Below are 15,719 nucleotides of genomic sequence, written 5' to 3'. Positions count from 1 at the left end.
CTTGTCATTGCATATCTTTCTTGTATGATGAGAGGGTCAAAAGACTTAAAAAAGACTCGGAGTTTAGGGATTTTTCCAAAGTGGCTGACACAGACAATAAATAATTTTGGCGGTTCATCTAAATTCTAGGGGGATTAAATGAGCAAGGGATGTGCTGGAATTAAAATATTAGAAAATGGAATTCATTGGAGAAAAGAGCTTCTTTCGGGGACGCCTGTGCAAGGCATTGCCACTAAACATAGAGCCCCTGCCCAGGTTGTAAGTAGGGCAATTTGGCTTGCTCGTATTCCAGAGGAACTAAAAGCAGTCATCAGAGAAAATCCTGAAGTGTTTACAAGAGGAATTTTAATCAATGGTTTTGCTTCAAAACGGAGTGCGTGTGAAAAAAATTATTTTAAACTCCTCCGCTCTGAAGTCCTCAGGATGGCAAAGGAAGGCTTAGGGAGCAAACCTAAATTGCCCAAAAAAGAACGGCAACTGAAAAAGAAGAAGCTGAATAAAAAGGCCATCGTAGAGAATGAAGCTCCCTGTGCTGTGAGCGTTACGACAAATGCAATTGAAGCCATGACAGCAGAAAAACAAATTAAAGAAGCTCTTGGGTTTCACTGTCGTGTCGCATTTAATGAAGCTGGGGAAAGCCAAGTAACGATTAACTTAAAGAATAAAAATGATTTAGAAAAATTTATCGATATGGTTACAGCAAATTTATTTTGATTTTAAGGATGAAAGATAAGAAATAATGACAATAAACCCTAATGATATTGAATCTGAATTAAGTTACGTATATTTACATGCTGTAGCATCATTAGCAGGCTTTACCTGTTCTCTTCCCACTCGATTAGAAGATAATCTTGGAATTGATGTCACAATTAGAAATAGTGATAAACTTGCTCCCGATTCTAAATTATATGATTTTTCTGTTGATATTCAACTTAAAGCAACAATTAAAAAGATTGAAATAATTAATGATAAAATTGCTTATAGTTTTCGTGGTATTAAACAATACGATAAATTAAGATCTGTATTTACAGGCAATCCAAAAATTGTAATATTATTGCTGCTTCCTGAAAATAAAGAAGAGTGGCTTCACATTACAAAAGAACAACTTATATTAAAAAATGCTGCTTATTGGGTAAGCCTATATAGTGCTCCTGAAAGCGAAAATGCAACGAGTCAAACAATATATATACCAACAAATAATCTTCTAACAGTCCAAAGCTTAAAAGAATTGATGATCAAACTTTCAATAGAGGAAAATATCAAATATGAACAACTATGATCAAATCAGTGGTATTTATCCAAAAGATATTATTGCATATATTAAACAACACGGTTGGAAACTTGAAAATAAGCTTCAAACCCGTAGCATAGAACTTTATAATAATAGCAATTTTAAAAATAGACAATTACAAATTCCTACAAGTACGGGTCTTGATGATTATTCACAGCTACTAGTTCAACTTGCTGAAAAATTATCTTCCATTGAAAATAGATCTTATGAACAAATTATAAATGATTGGCGTTCGGCTGATTCTGATATTATCCGTATTAAACTTAAAACGAAAGATGAATACCAGATCCCTTTTTCAAGAGCACTTCAAACAATGGAATCAACTAAAAAGGCCATTATTGCCTCTGCATGCAGTATTTTATCTCCACAAAAACATCATGCTAAACTTCGAAGGACTGAAGCAAATGAACTAATGGACGCTTGCAAAATGGAGCAAACAGAAAAAGGAAGTTTTATTATCAAACTTTCATGTCCTATTTATGCTGTAAATTATGATGTACAAATAGCAGGTTCTGTAAAAGAAATTCCCTTTGTTCGCATGGCGACAATTGGCTTTATGAAATCATTAAGAGATATCAAAGAGCTTGCTTCCAATGCTAATGATGAAAATGAAATTCCAGTTTCATTAAGCTCAAACTTTTGTAGTGCTATTCGAAATATTTTGGAAGATGAAGTTGAATTTTCAGCATTTTGGGCACTTAATTTAGAACAAACAGATAAGAGCGTTTTAAAATCTATTATTCTAAAGCCAGATCTTATACCTCAAATTGAACGTCTTGAGGCAAGGCTGCGTCCTACCCCACCATCTCAAAACCATGCTATATATGGGACAGTTGAGAATTTGGATGGACAAATAGGTGATGATAATAAAAGATCAGGAGATGTAACAATCAAGTTTATTCATGATGATGAAATTCTATTTGCAAAAGTAATATTGAATTCTGAGCAACATGAAATTGCCATTGAAGCTTATAGAACTGGTGCATATATTAAAGTAACTGGTTTTTTAAAAAGAGGAATCCGTAGCAATAGAATTGAAAAGGTAGAACATTTTGACCTAGCAGAAAAATTAAAATAAAGATTATATCTCAGGCGACTAGAAGTTGAGATTCTTTGAATTCCTGAAAATTTAACTGCATTAATGAAATAAGCTCATCTCTAGTTTCCTTATCAAAATTTGTTTTATGCAAGCTATTTTTAATTGCCTCTTTAAATAAAAAAAAAATTCATGTGATACTTTGAGTTTAAACATTTTTTCTTCACATATTTCCAATATCTTTCAATTATATTCAAATTTGGAGAGTACGGAGGAAGAAATATAAATTCAATTCCAAGTCGTGATGCACGATTCCTAACAAGTTTACAATGCTGGTACCTTGCGTTATCCAAAACAATACTTATCTTTTCTGAACCACATTGATATCTTATTTTGTGCAATATTTTGCAAACAGATTCTGCATTAATCGTAATCTCATTTTCTATTGTTATTAATTTATTAGAAATAGGATCAAATGCCCCTAAGACGTTAAAGCGCTCTCGACCTCTTCCTGTCTTGATAAACATCCGATCAAATGCCCATAAATATCCTTGGAATGCTCAATAAAATGCCCATAAATATCCTTGGAATGCTCAATAAAATGCCCATAAATATCCTTGGAATGCTCAATATACAAAATGTGCTGCATCCATAAAAAATAATTTTCGTTTCCCACTTCTTGATTCATCTATTATTGGCTCTAGTATTTTTTTTTAAATATATCTTGTTGAATAATATCCGCTTTTCCTGGAATTACTGCGGTCTTTCTATAAGCCATTCCAAGTGATTTCATAAATACTTTAATTTGAGTGTTACTTCGTTTCACACCTGTAAGTTCTTCTATGCGTTTACCGGCTTCTTTTGAAGTTTGCGGAGGATTTTTGCGAAATTCTTCTTCAATCATTTCTCGAAAATTGTAAAGTTCACTTTTTCTTTTTAAAATTTTTTTTTCAAGTAAACCTTCAATTCCGTTCTTCCTAAATTTATGAAAATAAGAACAAATTGTATTTTCACAAGAACCTAATATTTTTGAAATTTCTTTAATTGGTATGCTATGTGCGTGCAAAATGAGCGCTTCTGCTTTTTTCTGAACTAATGGTCTAGGATCTGTAAATCGAACTTTTTTAAGTAAATCAACAACGCCTCAGCAAAGTAAACAGAAACAGTCATTACGCCCTCCATCAATCGGAAGGGCTATATACGGCTTCTTTTGATTTTTGTCAAAAAATTAATAAATTCTCACTTCTACTGCTGCGGAAGTATATATTATATATTATATATTATATATTATAGTATTGTACTCGTAGCAAAATTTAGCCCTTCGAATTTTGTAAGCTTTGTGGGTAAAGAAAAGGGTGCTTTGACGTCTTACAGTTAAACATCATGAGCCAAGTCATTACGACAAAATAGCAGGGATAAAAAAATGTTAAATGATTTAGAAAAATATATAAAACTGTATCGTTTTTATGGAATGCTTGCAAATATAGGAGATATCAATACAAATAAGGATTTGTTAAAGGCAGCTAACACGTTTTTAGAATGGGAAATTTCAGAAAGAAGTGAGCGAAAATTAAATTCTGCAATAAAAAGTACAAAATTAAAAAAATATGGAAGTTTTGACCTTCTTCAAGACTTTGATTGGAATTGGCCTAAAAAAATTGATAAAGAAACAATTCTTGAACTTTGCAATTTAAAATTTATTAAAGAACATACAAATATTGTTTTAATTGGTAGTAGCGGTGTTGGAAAAACAACTATTGCAAAAAATATTGTACATTTAGCCGCTTGCTCGGGTTATAGTTCCGTTTTTGTCGAAGCCGCTGACATGCTAGAAGATTTATTATCAGAAGAATTAAGGGGGGCAATTCGATTAAAATTGGAAAAATATTCTAAACCTGATTTACTTGCCATTGATGAAGTGGGTTATCTTTCTTACAAGGAAAAAGAAGAGCGCTTAAAATCACTTAAAAAGTAAGAAAGAAGTTTCTTACTTTTTAAGTGAAGCGATTTGCATTGGCAAAAAAACGCGCTTTGATTGTCAGATTTCTGCGGTTTTACATTGTTGCCAACACTCCGGATAACTCAACTTATCCGGACTATCAAGGGGGGGGGGAAGAGATCACAAACAAAGAGAATTTGAGTTTGTAAATTGTTTGACTGTGCTCCCTTCCCTAGGATTTCTTTAGTTTCTACAGGTAAATATTACAACATTGAAATTAACTTAGTTAATAACTGATTAAATTTGGAATTTCTTTTTTAATAAAAGAATGCATTTTATTCTCCTTGATCATCGTATCAATTGCAGATAAAGGTTATGATTCAGATCCACTCAGGGAACAATTGCGAAGTTTAAATATCAATCCTGTGATTCCAAGAAAGTCCAATAGCACCAAGACAAACTATGAATTTGATGCACATCTTTACAAAATTCGTCATCGTGTAGAAAATCTCTTTGCAAGACTTAAACATTTTCGAAGTATTGCGACGCGCTATGAAAAAATGGTTCGTAACTTTAGAGCCATGCTCTTTTTAGCGTGCACATTTATTTGGGTTAAACTCAAATGAGGACACGCCCTAATATTAGATTCCATAGTTAAATTATCAATCAAAATTATATTTAATAGTTTTAAAATCCATATCATCTATTTTATGTTAAATAAAATTTTACATTCTAAAAATTTATGTTATCAAAAATTGTTTTTAACAAAATGATTCGTGTTATTTTCAAATTAATAAAAAAACATAATAATATCATAAAATAAGTATAAATCGCATTCTATTTGATAAATTTTAGGAAAGACTTCAATGAAACATGGCCCAGGAAATCAAAAACTTATAAGAAAATTTTTAATTATTACATCACTTTTGCCAAGTATTACGGCTTACCCCATGTTTAGTTGTTTTGGTTTAAAAAGTAAAAAAATAGCAGAGAAAAATATCTCAATAAGTAAAGAAAATTTGAGCAAAATTCAAGAAATCCTTAAAAATTCAATACATTCTAGTGAAATTTCATTAGAAATCTCATCCAATGAAAACAATACAATCACAAAAACACCAGTAATTATTAAAGATAGTGTTGAATTTAAAATTTATATTGATGCTATTAATAAACTCAGAGAAATATATTTCGAGCAATTAGAAACTAATAAAACAAATGATTTGAAAAAAATAGATCAAATCTATGAAAATCAAAATACAATTTTAGAAGCCAAGCATTCTAAAAATTACAGTGGATACAAAATTATAAAAGAATTAAAAACTGAAATTGAAAAAAATAAAATTATTATTGATAGAAAAATTGAAAATGAAGTATCAAATGAAGAAAAATTAAAAGAAGATATTTTAAATGAAAACTCTCAAATATTGAAAGCAATTGAGAATATTAATTCTATAAAAAATCAAAATAATTTTCCATTTAAAAGCAAAACAGCACTTAAAAACAATTTAAAAGATAAAATTAATTTCGTATTTTTAAAAGATATATTAGATACATTATCTAATGATATTATTGATGATCAAATAAATACAGAAGAAGCTCAAAAAGAGAAGCTAGTTGCAGCTATTGATAATCTTAATTTTATTATAGAAAATAATAAAACGAAAATTAAAAAAATTAAGCAAAACTTAGATACACTTGAATCCTCAAAAAATGAACTTAATAAATATCACTTAGAAAAAGAATATTATCAAAGTGTTAAATCAAAGGTAAAAATAAATAAATTAATAAACAAAATAAATTCATTTGAAATTAAAAAAATTTATGATTCTATTCAAAAATTAGAAGAAAATCTTCAAAATGAATATTTAAATATCATTAATATAATCCCTAAAAAACCAAATTACAAAGATACCAAAGAATATCAGGATAATATTAAATTTATAGAAAATGAACTTATTAGAAAAAAACACAACTTATTATTCGATCAAAATCATAGTAATAATTTAAATTCATTAAAAACAAAAGTAATAAATGCAGCAAAAAAAGATAATTTAGATGCTAAAGTTTTTTCGTATGCGACATATGAAAGTAAAAAAGAAGCGGATAAGAAAATTCAATTTTATTCTATTAGTGGCGAATTTGAATTCAGTAAAAATTATAATAAAAAAAATGAACTGTATTTTGTAAACCTAAAAAATCCGAAAAATAGAAAACTTTCTTATTTTGAGCCTAAAGATCCTGAAAAACTTAGAAGCTATGAAACAAAGTTAGCTAACTTACAAAAAAATATTATTGAAATAAAAGCGGAAATAAAAGGTTTTGAAGATAACCAAAATACTCAAAATAGACAAATCAGAATAGATAATGCAAAAAAAAGACTTGAAATAAAAGAAAAAGAATATAGTGAACTTAATATGATTCACCAAAATTCAATCGATCATGAAATTGAAAGAGCTTACATAAACACAAAAGGAGAAAAAGAAATTGGCAACTCGCCACGATCTTCCGATGCTGAAGCTAAAATTCTTGAAGAACTTCTCAACTTAACCATTCCTAACCCAGAGGATATAACTTATTTGATTAACGAGCGTTTTTTTATAACAAAAAATGACCCAGATAGAAGATCAACAACTCAAAGAGCAAAATATTTTTTTGATTTAGATAATTTTAAATCTTTAAACTATTATAATTTAAATCAAGATATAGAAGGCACCCTAAACATTTATACATCACTTGATACATGTGCTTCTTGTAAAAATGCATATTCCTTGTTTAAAATTTTAAGACCTAAAATTGATTTAAATATTTATACATTAAATAAAGATCTACAGACTTTTATTTACAAAAATGATTTTAATGCCAATAATTAAGAAAATACATGGATAATAAAATGCATAAAAAAAATATAATAGTTAGTTCCATAATTACATTAATTACAATATCATGTGCGAAAGATAATCATAAAAATGATATAAAAACTTATGACATTATTTCAAACAAATTTTCTAGTATTTCTGCTTGTTCCGAATTTGAAAATGCGCAAGTATCATTCGACGAAAAACTAACCGATCTAGAATACTATAAATATTATAAATATTTTAAAAATATAAATTCAGAAGAAGATTCTTCAATGTATGATAAGTTTAATATGATTTATGAAATGTTAAATCACTTAGAACTCATTGTTAATAAATATCAATCATTAAAAAATAATAAATTTTATCTTGAATCTAAAAAATCATTTGAAAATGAATTCGAATCTTTAAAAAATAAAATTCAAATTGAGGCATATGAAACTTCAAAAAAATTTAAAGATTCATTTCAAAAATTAAGACTTTTACCAGAAGAAAAGCCAATTCTAAATTCATTAGATCTGATAAATAAAAATATCGATGTCTTTAATAAAATAACACAAAAAAAATATTCAATAAGCATAAATTGTAGTAGATGGTATTTTATCTGACAATCTCCCTGTTTAAAAAGACTCCCAAAAATGAAATTGTCTGTCAGTTAAAATTCAATCCAATATCTTTTTCCTTCCATTTTGGTATTCCGTCAAGGAAAGTTTGCATTGGCGTTCTTCCACAACACATTTTACCTTGGTGCGTACGATTTAAATTATATTCTTCTAACCAATTATCAAGATCTATTTGCAATTCCTCCATGCTATTATAAATCTTTTTTCTAAAAGCTATTTGATAAAATTCATTTAAAATTGTTTTATGGAAACGTTCGCATATTCCATTTGTTTGGGGATGCCTTGCTTTTGTTTTTGTATGATCAATGTCATTGATGGCAAGGAATAATTCATAATCATGCGTTTCTTTATTGCCGCAATATTCAGTACCTCTATCTGTTAACATTCTTAATACAGGCACATTATAACTATCAAATAAAGGTAATACCCTATCATTTAAAACATCAGCAGCTGTAATAGGAGTTTTAGTATTATAAAGTTTTGCTACAGCCACTTTGGAATAGGTATCAACAACTGTTTGCTGGTAAATCCTACCTACACCTTTTAAGGTGCCAACATAAAATGTATCTTGGGATACAAGGTAACCTGGATGTGCTGTTTCAATTTCTCCACAAGCTTCATCATCAAATTTTTTTCGCTCTAAAGCCACAATCTGGGCTTCGGTAAACACAATTCCTGCTTCTGCTGATTTAGCTTCTAATGCTTTTAATCTCTTTTGAAACACTTCTAATCCGTGTCGTTGCCAAATTCCACGTACACCAGCTGAAGATATAAAAATTCCATTCTTACGAAGTTCATTGCTGGCTCTAAGTTGGCCATAAGCAGGAAAATCAAATGCCATTTGCACGACACTTATTTCAGTAGCATCATCAATTCTATTCTTTAAATTGGGTTTGCGTCTTGATTTATCATGAAGTGCAATTTCTCCACCTTCATCTACGAGATCACGATATCTATAAAAAGTATCTCTTGAATAACCGAGCATCTTGCATGCTTGTGATACATTCTTTAGCTCTTGAGCTAAATTTAATAGACCAAGTTTATTTCGTATAACTTTTGTGTTACTCTGCATATAAGTTACCCTTAATGATTTGCTCTTTGAGCTATTTGTTTTGAAACTTGAAATTCTTCAAAACAGGGTAACCTATTTTTTTACGATTGTCAGATGGAATCCAAACTAATACACATAAATTCACTTTCACTTTCAGAACTTGATAATTTAAATGATTTTAAAATTTTTCTTGATGATCAAAGTGAAAGTTTTTATCATTCTACAATAGGTGGAGATCCGTACTTTAATATCTCTAAACCATCTATCGGTTTATCTCACGCTTATTTAATTAAAAACATTATTGATTACTTTAGTAAAAGTGAAAATAATAACGAACTTATTACATCAAACGAAACATTAGATGAAATAGTTAAAATTCATATATATTCTAACCTCACACAATTATCGCTTGATATTATTGATAGTGTGGAAAAAAGTGCAAATGTTGTAAATCTTCTAAAAAGCAATGAATTTCAAAATTTAAATTCATTCAAAACTTTAACAAAATTATCTCAAATAATAGGCTCAACTCTAAATATAGTAAATGTTATTTTTGATGGCACAGAACTTCTCTATGCTAAGACAAATGCCGAAACCGCAAAATATGGAACGCAGCTAGCTCTTGATGGCACTTCACTTGGTTTTATGACAGCTGGTTTTGCGCTTGAAAAAACAGCAGGAAGTATTGCTATTGCAGAAACAGCAGGTATTTTCTTAAGCGGATTAGGAGAAATATTTGGGGGGCTTTCCGTTGGTATAAGTTTTTACGCCGAACTTGTAGGTAGTAAAATTGATAAAGCATTAAAATATGCTAGTTATTTTCTTGACTATGAAAATAACCATTACAAAATTATAAATTCAGAAACATTTTATCCAGATACAAATAATACGGTTGTTTCGTTAGCTCAAAAAGATTTTATTAAAAATAATGATAAAATTGAAAGTAAACATTTAGACATAGTTATTAAAGAAATCGATTTTACGAAAAATAATGAATATAAAATCACATTTGGAGATCATTTAACATATCCGATAACAAGGCATGAAAATGGAAAATATTATTATCATTCATTTGCGCCAAATCCTGAGTTTATTAAAAATACAGAGGAAAGAGTAAAAATAAGAGAAGCTCTACAGATCAAAAGTGAATACACATTTCCAATAAATCAAATGAAAAGATTAATTTTACCAAATCAAGCTCAAAATTTAATTTTGTACCAGTTTACGCCTGTACCTTTTAATATAGACAGAAATGATGGTGAATTTTCAGCAGTTGATAAAATTCAAAATAATGCAAAATTTATTTTCCGCTATACTTTCATGCATGGATTAGGAGATCAGGCAGTAGGGAAGCTGTCTTTTCATCCAAATGAGACAAATATTAGTATTAAATTAAATTCAAAAAATAAAGATATTCATTTTATAACTCCAGAGATACAAGAAAGTTCAAAAAATAAAATAAATTATATATTTGATGTTCTACCAGATGAAAGCAAAAATAAAAACTCCTATCATTTATTTTTATCGCAATGGGCTAAGTACCAAGTTAATCCTTTGGAAACAAATTCATGGCATTTTCATTTTGACAATAAATTTGATTCGATTGAATTTAATAATAACACTTTAAACATTATTTATTTTGAAAGTAATCAAAGAAAAAATCATTCTATATTATTTCAAAACAAAATGCCCGAAAAAATATATATCCACGACAAAACAGGAATTACTTATTTAGCTTATCACAACTTCATTCGTATAGAAATAACTCCTGTATTTATAAACCGTGAACTGAATGCAGAAAATTTCAGAAATATTGACGAAATAAAAGATTTATTAAATAAATATAATAATATAGAAAATTTATTAAACATCAATAATGAAAATATAAAAATTGTTAATTACAAGAAAACACCTACAAGTAACAAAGAAACTATTTTCTACAATGTCTCTAATGATATGACTTTATATACGGGAATAGATAGCAGTGATTTAATGATATTAGGAAAAATAGGAAATGACTATATATATTCAAATAAAGATAAAAGTAAATTATATTTAAATAATAATGAAATACTAAAAAAAACAAAAAAAGATATTATTGTTGATAATAAAAAATTATTTATAAAATTTACTGAAACTGATGCAGAGATGAACTACTATTATGATGAATTTTCTAATTTAAATTTAGAAATTTTTTGCATAGAAAACTCATATGGCTGCATAGAAAACACCAATTTTATTAATACGAATAAAGAATTTTTAAAAAACATCTCCGTTATTCGAATCTTATCCCGAGATAAACAAAAAACAGATTCGTTTTATTTAATTAAAAATAAAGAATTTATTGTTAAAAATGACAAAAATGCAAAAATAATTCAACAATTTTATGATAAAAATTTAAATTCAAATTATTATTTTATTTCAGGCGCAAAATTTTACATTATAAAAGTAGATTCAAACAAAACAACAACATATAAAACATTTAACTTCCCTGATATTGAAAAAGAATTTATAAATGAAAACAATTTTATATTTTCAAATCAAGAATATATTTATGAATTCACAAAAGAATTTAAATCATCTATTATTGGAATTAAAGAAGGATTTTTATCTAAAAATATTGATAGAAATTTAAAATCAGTTTTAAATTCCATTCAAACAGAAAATAATAAAATTTCGATATTAATAAATGATTTAGAATTTGCTGAATTTAATAAAATAAATCAAGAAATTTATATACAAAATATAAATAGACACGCAATTGGCGAATCTCACATTCATAATAATAGATATTATTTTTATAACGATAAATTAAATAAATATTCTTATATAGATAAAAAATATATTAATCCAAATAATTTTACAATTATAGAAGAGAATAATAAAATTAAATTTAAGTACGACCAACAAGAAATTTGGAATGATGTTGAAAAAATTGAAGAAAATATTATGATTAAAAACATGAATTCAAACAAAAAAATGGCTTTATTCTTAAGACATTTTAATGAAAATAATTCAAATAATAAAGAAACATGCTCAGAAATTTCAAATTCTGTCCATAATTTAAAAAAAACATTATGCGATTTTGGACATTTTTTAAATAACAAAAGAACAAAACTAATCAATGCTTATAGCAATGTAAATGCGACAACTTTATTCTTAACACAAGATCAATCTTCTCTAAAACAACTTGACTCTAGAACAAATAAAATCTCTAATGAAAATACAGAATATGAATACTGGGGAGTAGCTGATTGGCTTGGAAAAAATGCTCCTTATACATCGGAAAAGAAATTATTTGCTTTTGGAGAATCAACAAATCCTTTTATAGAACAAGAAAATATACACTCTGCCCACTTTTTTAGTGACATTCGTTTTGTAGATATAAAAGGTAACATTTTGAAACCAAATTCTTTAGATGATCAATCCAGTGCAAAAAATTATATTATTGAAAATAAATTAAATGAAAAATATGCTTTGTCCGTTATTGGTGCTTTTATTTTAGAAGACAATCATAGCAAATACATTTATTTCTTAAAAAATGACTTCACATATGACATTTTAAATACTCATTATCAGCTTTTAAAATCGGATTACATGAACAACTTATTTTTAAATATACCTGAAAGTCATTTAAAAAATGTAGATTACATTATCAAACTAAAAGAGAATATCATTCTATTTGTTAAAAATCCTCTTACTAAAAATTATGAAAGTTATTACATTGTCCCTGTAAATTATTTGTTTCAAAAGAGCTATATCTCTGAAATCTCTTATGTAAATTTAGAAAGTTGAGAAAAGAAATTGCAGGTAGTAAGATAGATTTTGATGAGTTGGCTCTGCCAGTCCATTAGTAGCTCCTTTGTTACTTTTTTTTTCGCAAAAATTATTTAACAAATTGGAGTTATTTATTCAATTTTCAAAGACACTTTCTCAACTATTAATTAACAAAGGTAAACCCCCAGCTTTGCTGTGGGACTCCCAAATTTTGACTTTTACTGCATTCAAATAGAAATCTCCAAAGTAAACCGCTCAAAGTATCACTATGGAGAAAGCTTTATTGAAACTAGTTTAAGTTATACAAAATGGGATTGCAAATATCATTTTGTATTTATTCCAAAATGGAGGAAGAAAAAAATTTATGGAGATTTGCGAAAGAATATAGGAGAGATATTTTAAAATCTTGCAATTCCACCAAAATATTCTGTTTCAGATATCGTGGGATTTATGAAAGGGAAAAGTGCTATTTCAATTGCAAGAAATTTTTCAAATCGAAAAAGAAATTTTGTTGGTGAAAACTTTTGGGCATGTGGATATTTTGTTTCTACAGTTGGAAAAGATGAAAAAATTGTTCGTGATTATATTAAGAATCAAGAGAAAGAAGATATTCGGTGAGTTTCCGACAAGTTAGTTTGAAGAAGTTCAATTCAACAATGTAGAATCCATATTGCTGGATATGCCAGAGCTATTTTTAAAGTTCCAAGGAAGCCAATTTTCAGGATTCTTCATAATAGTTTTGCTGTTATTAAGAAGAGTAGTGAGATATTCAATAGAATTTATTTCATTGACATGAGCTGTGGCTAAAATTGAAGTCATTATAGCGCCGACATCGGCTCCATTTTGATTTTTGAAGAAAAGAGAGTTTCTTCTATAGCGAATTGCAATTTTTAACATTCGCTCGCTCAGGTTGTTTTCAAGTGGCGCATTTTTTATTTCACAGAATGCACACAGTTTTTTGAAATGTCGAATAATATATTTATAAGCTTTAGCCAATACTGAATTTGGCTCGACAAATTTTTCTGTGAGTTCAGACTGGCAAATATGGAGTATTTTTTCCATTAATGGCAAAGAATATTTTTTATGAAAAAGTAATCTTTCTGTAGGATTATGTTTTTTCTTTTTTGATTTCCGATCATTCAGAAAAATATCTCTATATAGGAGAAGAATTTTATCAATTTTTTCAGTATAATATTCTTTTAAGTCATAGAAATTTCTTCTGGCATGAACATTGCACAAAGAAAAATCGGCTTTATTTTCGTCGACATTTTTAGTGTTAGCAGATAAAGCATCAGTCATAATAACAACTTTTTCAGAGTTCGTTCTTTGATTGCAAAAAACAGAAAGTCTATTACCAGCATGTTCTGAGCCAAAGAAATAAAGAACAATTTTTCCTTCAGGAAATAAAGCTGTAATATTTGTTGTTCTTGTAGCTGTCGACATACCATTTGTTTTTTGAGAATTTAAAATAGCGATTTCTTTTTGTTTCTTTAAATCTTTTTTTAAATCAACAACAAGAAAAGGAGAATCATCTGCATGAAGAACTTGAGCTTGATTTGCAGAATAATCTTTTAAAAAATTGTAAAAATGGCGTAACTTTTTAGCAGCGTGTTCCATAAGATCCCATTGCGTGGCATCAGGAATTTTAGCTCCAATTTGAGCAGATAAAAATTCAAAACGATAGGCAGGCATTCCAAACTGATAACGAAATGAAGCTAATGTGGCAACAGCAGAATGATGATATCTTCCAATTTTATTTTGCGGATTTAATTCTTCAGGTAATGCCGCTTTTTCTACATGCTGACAACAGGAGCAACGCAAAGAGGGCATATGAAAAACCTTAACTTTTAATAATGGCATAGCTAATACAAGAGTTTGTTTTTCTGTATATCCCTGATTTAAAGTTTCTTTATTACAGGAAGGGCATTGTTTTATATCTTCGGGAGTTATTAAAACCTTTTTCAGCATTTTTTAAGTCTGAAAGCTTTAATCGACCCGTAGATTTTTTCTTTTTAGTTTGATTATCATTAACATCTTGAGATTCATTTTGATTATTTACAGATTCTTCAATATTTTCATTGAAATCAAAAAGAAAAGATTCGCTCTGAGGACCAAATGTTATTTTTTGAAGTTTAGTACATGCAATTCTTTGTTGTTCAACTTTCTTCTAGAGGTATTGCTTTATCTAAATCACAACCTAGCAGAAGAATTTGTAATTTTTTAATATCCATATCAATACAATCTTCTTCGGTGCTTGGTATTTTAAATTTTCCCTGAGACATTCTTTTTGTTGAAAACCAAAAGCCCTGTCCATCATAAGATAAAATTATTAAACATGTCTTTTGTTTATTTCTAAAAACAAAAATACAACCTGACATGGGATCTTTTTTTAATATATTTCTACAATATGAAGATAAAGAGTCCATTCCTTTTCTAAAATCAATTGATTTTTGAATAAATATAACGTTTACCCCATGAATAAAGTTAATCATGGAATGTTCCTTTATTCTGGCTGAAATATTGTAATTTCATATCCACTTAGGCATTTTTATATTTACAATTATTTTTCTATCCATTTTAGTATCAACTTTATTAGAAAGAGAATCATTTATTATAGATTCAGGAATAACTTTTTTAAAATATGAAATATTGTCATTTTTTTCAATGGAATTATTTTCAATTTCATCTAAATATGATTTGATTTTGTGATAACCGAGTTTTAAATTTTTAGCTATATCAGTGAGTGGATATTCATCTTTAATATGACTTATTAATGACATAAGTTCATCAGGAACTTTTTCATTTCTACTTTGCTTTTTACTTCTCCACAGGTCAAATTCAAATACGATTTCTTCAAGTGATAATTTTGTTTCAGTCATTAAAAAACCTCCTTTGTTTCCCAAAAGAGGTTTTAATTCGGCTCCATTTTTTATTCATGCAAAGTCTTCGGAAGGACATGATATATTCAAAATTTTTTCTAAATCTTCAACATTCATATTGGCAGCTTAAGCGCACATGTTCAAATTTTTAAATTTGGGTTGCGAGAATTTTGTATTAGAGTCTTTAATCTCACTTTTATCTTTTAATTTAGATTTCATCTTAAATCCAATTCAAGAAAATAATATTTCAATTTTGCAAATACCAGAG

Annotated in this window: 11 protein-coding genes and 4 pseudogenes; 9 read left to right on the top strand and 6 right to left on the bottom strand. The window is 28.0% G+C overall.

Annotated features, from left to right (window positions below; genetic code table 11):
- Positions 1 to 138: 138 nt before the first annotated feature.
- From AXG55_RS09045 to AXG55_RS09035, 3 genes are read left to right on the top strand one after another with little or no spacing between them, the layout of a single operon-like run.
- Positions 139 to 714 (top strand): hypothetical protein, encoded by a 576-nt coding sequence (locus tag AXG55_RS09045; RefSeq protein WP_148697801.1) that lies wholly within the window; start codon positions 139 to 141, stop codon positions 712 to 714.
- A gap of 25 nt (positions 715 to 739) precedes the next feature.
- Entirely contained in the window at positions 740 to 1,279 is a 540-nt protein-coding gene (locus tag AXG55_RS09040) for a DUF4365 domain-containing protein (RefSeq protein ID WP_148697800.1), read from the top strand.
- Positions 1,266 to 2,369, top strand: coding sequence for a hypothetical protein (locus AXG55_RS09035; RefSeq protein ID WP_148697799.1), 1,104 nt, complete (start codon positions 1,266 to 1,268; stop codon positions 2,367 to 2,369). Before AXG55_RS09040 ends, AXG55_RS09035 begins: the two co-directional genes overlap by 14 nt.
- 131 nt (positions 2,370 to 2,500) lie before the next feature.
- Here AXG55_RS09035 and AXG55_RS09030 read toward each other — a convergent pair.
- Both AXG55_RS09030 and AXG55_RS09025 read right to left on the bottom strand, forming a co-directional pair.
- Positions 2,501 to 2,866 (bottom strand): annotated as a pseudogene (locus AXG55_RS09030) (IS630 family transposase); the annotation flags it as partial.
- A gap of 161 nt (positions 2,867 to 3,027) precedes the next feature.
- Positions 3,028 to 3,411: pseudogene (locus AXG55_RS09025) on the bottom strand (helix-turn-helix domain-containing protein); the annotation flags it as partial.
- A 339-nt stretch (positions 3,412 to 3,750) separates the two neighbouring features.
- Here AXG55_RS09025 and AXG55_RS09020 point away from each other — a divergent pair.
- From AXG55_RS09020 to AXG55_RS09005, 4 genes and pseudogenes are all read left to right on the top strand, one after another.
- Positions 3,751 to 4,302 carry an ATP-binding protein gene (locus AXG55_RS09020; protein WP_148697796.1) on the top strand — a complete coding sequence of 184 codons (552 nt, stop codon included), beginning with the start codon at positions 3,751 to 3,753 and terminating at the stop codon, positions 4,300 to 4,302.
- A gap of 323 nt (positions 4,303 to 4,625) precedes the next feature.
- Positions 4,626 to 4,892 (top strand): annotated as a pseudogene (locus tag AXG55_RS09015) (transposase); the annotation flags it as partial.
- Positions 4,893 to 5,132: 240 nt separating this feature from the next.
- Complete coding sequence (locus AXG55_RS09010; protein ID WP_148697794.1) at positions 5,133 to 7,136, top strand: hypothetical protein; 2,004 nt, start codon at positions 5,133 to 5,135, stop codon at positions 7,134 to 7,136.
- A gap of 20 nt (positions 7,137 to 7,156) precedes the next feature.
- Positions 7,157 to 7,729 carry a hypothetical protein gene (locus tag AXG55_RS09005; protein ID WP_148697793.1) on the top strand — a complete coding sequence of 191 codons (573 nt, stop codon included), beginning with the start codon at positions 7,157 to 7,159 and terminating at the stop codon, positions 7,727 to 7,729.
- Between the two features lie 43 nt (positions 7,730 to 7,772).
- On the opposite strand, the gene AXG55_RS09000 is transcribed toward AXG55_RS09005, so the two are convergent.
- Complete coding sequence (locus tag AXG55_RS09000) at positions 7,773 to 8,816, bottom strand: IS481 family transposase (RefSeq protein ID WP_148697597.1); 1,044 nt, start codon at positions 8,814 to 8,816, stop codon at positions 7,773 to 7,775.
- Positions 8,817 to 8,909: 93 nt separating this feature from the next.
- Here AXG55_RS09000 and AXG55_RS08995 point away from each other — a divergent pair, with 93 nt between their 5' ends.
- Complete coding sequence (locus AXG55_RS08995; protein ID WP_148697792.1) at positions 8,910 to 12,590, top strand: TcdA/TcdB pore-forming domain-containing protein; 3,681 nt, start codon at positions 8,910 to 8,912, stop codon at positions 12,588 to 12,590.
- Between the two features lie 264 nt (positions 12,591 to 12,854).
- A pseudogene (tnpA, locus tag AXG55_RS08990) lies at positions 12,855 to 13,190 on the top strand (IS200/IS605 family transposase).
- Between the two features lie 27 nt (positions 13,191 to 13,217).
- Here the strand turns inward: tnpA and AXG55_RS08985 are convergent.
- The 3 genes from AXG55_RS08985 to AXG55_RS08975 all read right to left on the bottom strand — a co-directional run bounded on the left by AXG55_RS08985 (position 13,218) and on the right by AXG55_RS08975 (position 15,451).
- Positions 13,218 to 14,540 carry an IS66 family transposase gene (locus AXG55_RS08985; protein WP_148697791.1) on the bottom strand — a complete coding sequence of 441 codons (1,323 nt, stop codon included), beginning with the start codon at positions 14,538 to 14,540 and terminating at the stop codon, positions 13,218 to 13,220.
- 188 nt (positions 14,541 to 14,728) lie between these two features.
- Entirely contained in the window at positions 14,729 to 15,064 is a 336-nt protein-coding gene (gene tnpB, locus AXG55_RS08980) for an IS66 family insertion sequence element accessory protein TnpB (RefSeq protein WP_148697790.1), read from the bottom strand.
- A 36-nt stretch (positions 15,065 to 15,100) separates the two neighbouring features.
- Complete coding sequence (locus AXG55_RS08975) at positions 15,101 to 15,451, bottom strand: hypothetical protein (RefSeq protein WP_148697789.1); 351 nt, start codon at positions 15,449 to 15,451, stop codon at positions 15,101 to 15,103.
- Between the last annotated feature and the right edge of the window lie 268 nt (positions 15,452 to 15,719).

Source organism: Silvanigrella aquatica, assembly GCF_001907975.1.
GTDB lineage: Bacteria > Bdellovibrionota_B > Oligoflexia > Silvanigrellales > Silvanigrellaceae > Silvanigrella > Silvanigrella aquatica.
The sequence above is the reverse complement of the archived record's forward strand: the minus strand, read 5'-3'. Positions and strand labels throughout refer to the sequence as shown.

Bases quoted from the DNA above. Each gene is read 5' to 3' on its own strand.
- AXG55_RS09005 (WP_148697793.1), top strand. From the start codon at position 7,157: ATGCATAAAAAAAATATAATAGTTAGTTCCATAATTACATTAATTACA.
- AXG55_RS08995 (WP_148697792.1), top strand. From the start codon at position 8,910: ATGGAATCCAAACTAATACACATAAATTCACTTTCACTTTCAGAACTT.
- AXG55_RS09020 (WP_148697796.1), top strand. From the start codon at position 3,751: ATGTTAAATGATTTAGAAAAATATATAAAACTGTATCGTTTTTATGGA.
- AXG55_RS09040 (WP_148697800.1), top strand. From the start codon at position 740: ATGACAATAAACCCTAATGATATTGAATCTGAATTAAGTTACGTATAT.
- tnpB (WP_148697790.1), bottom strand. From the start codon at position 15,064: ATGATTAACTTTATTCATGGGGTAAACGTTATATTTATTCAAAAATCA.
- AXG55_RS09035 (WP_148697799.1), top strand. From the start codon at position 1,266: ATGAACAACTATGATCAAATCAGTGGTATTTATCCAAAAGATATTATT.
- AXG55_RS08985 (WP_148697791.1), bottom strand. From the start codon at position 14,540: ATGCTGAAAAAGGTTTTAATAACTCCCGAAGATATAAAACAATGCCCT.
- AXG55_RS08975 (WP_148697789.1), bottom strand. From the start codon at position 15,451: ATGACTGAAACAAAATTATCACTTGAAGAAATCGTATTTGAATTTGAC.
- AXG55_RS09010 (WP_148697794.1), top strand. From the start codon at position 5,133: ATGAAACATGGCCCAGGAAATCAAAAACTTATAAGAAAATTTTTAATT.
- AXG55_RS09045 (WP_148697801.1), top strand. From the start codon at position 139: ATGAGCAAGGGATGTGCTGGAATTAAAATATTAGAAAATGGAATTCAT.
- AXG55_RS09000 (WP_148697597.1), bottom strand. From the start codon at position 8,816: ATGCAGAGTAACACAAAAGTTATACGAAATAAACTTGGTCTATTAAAT.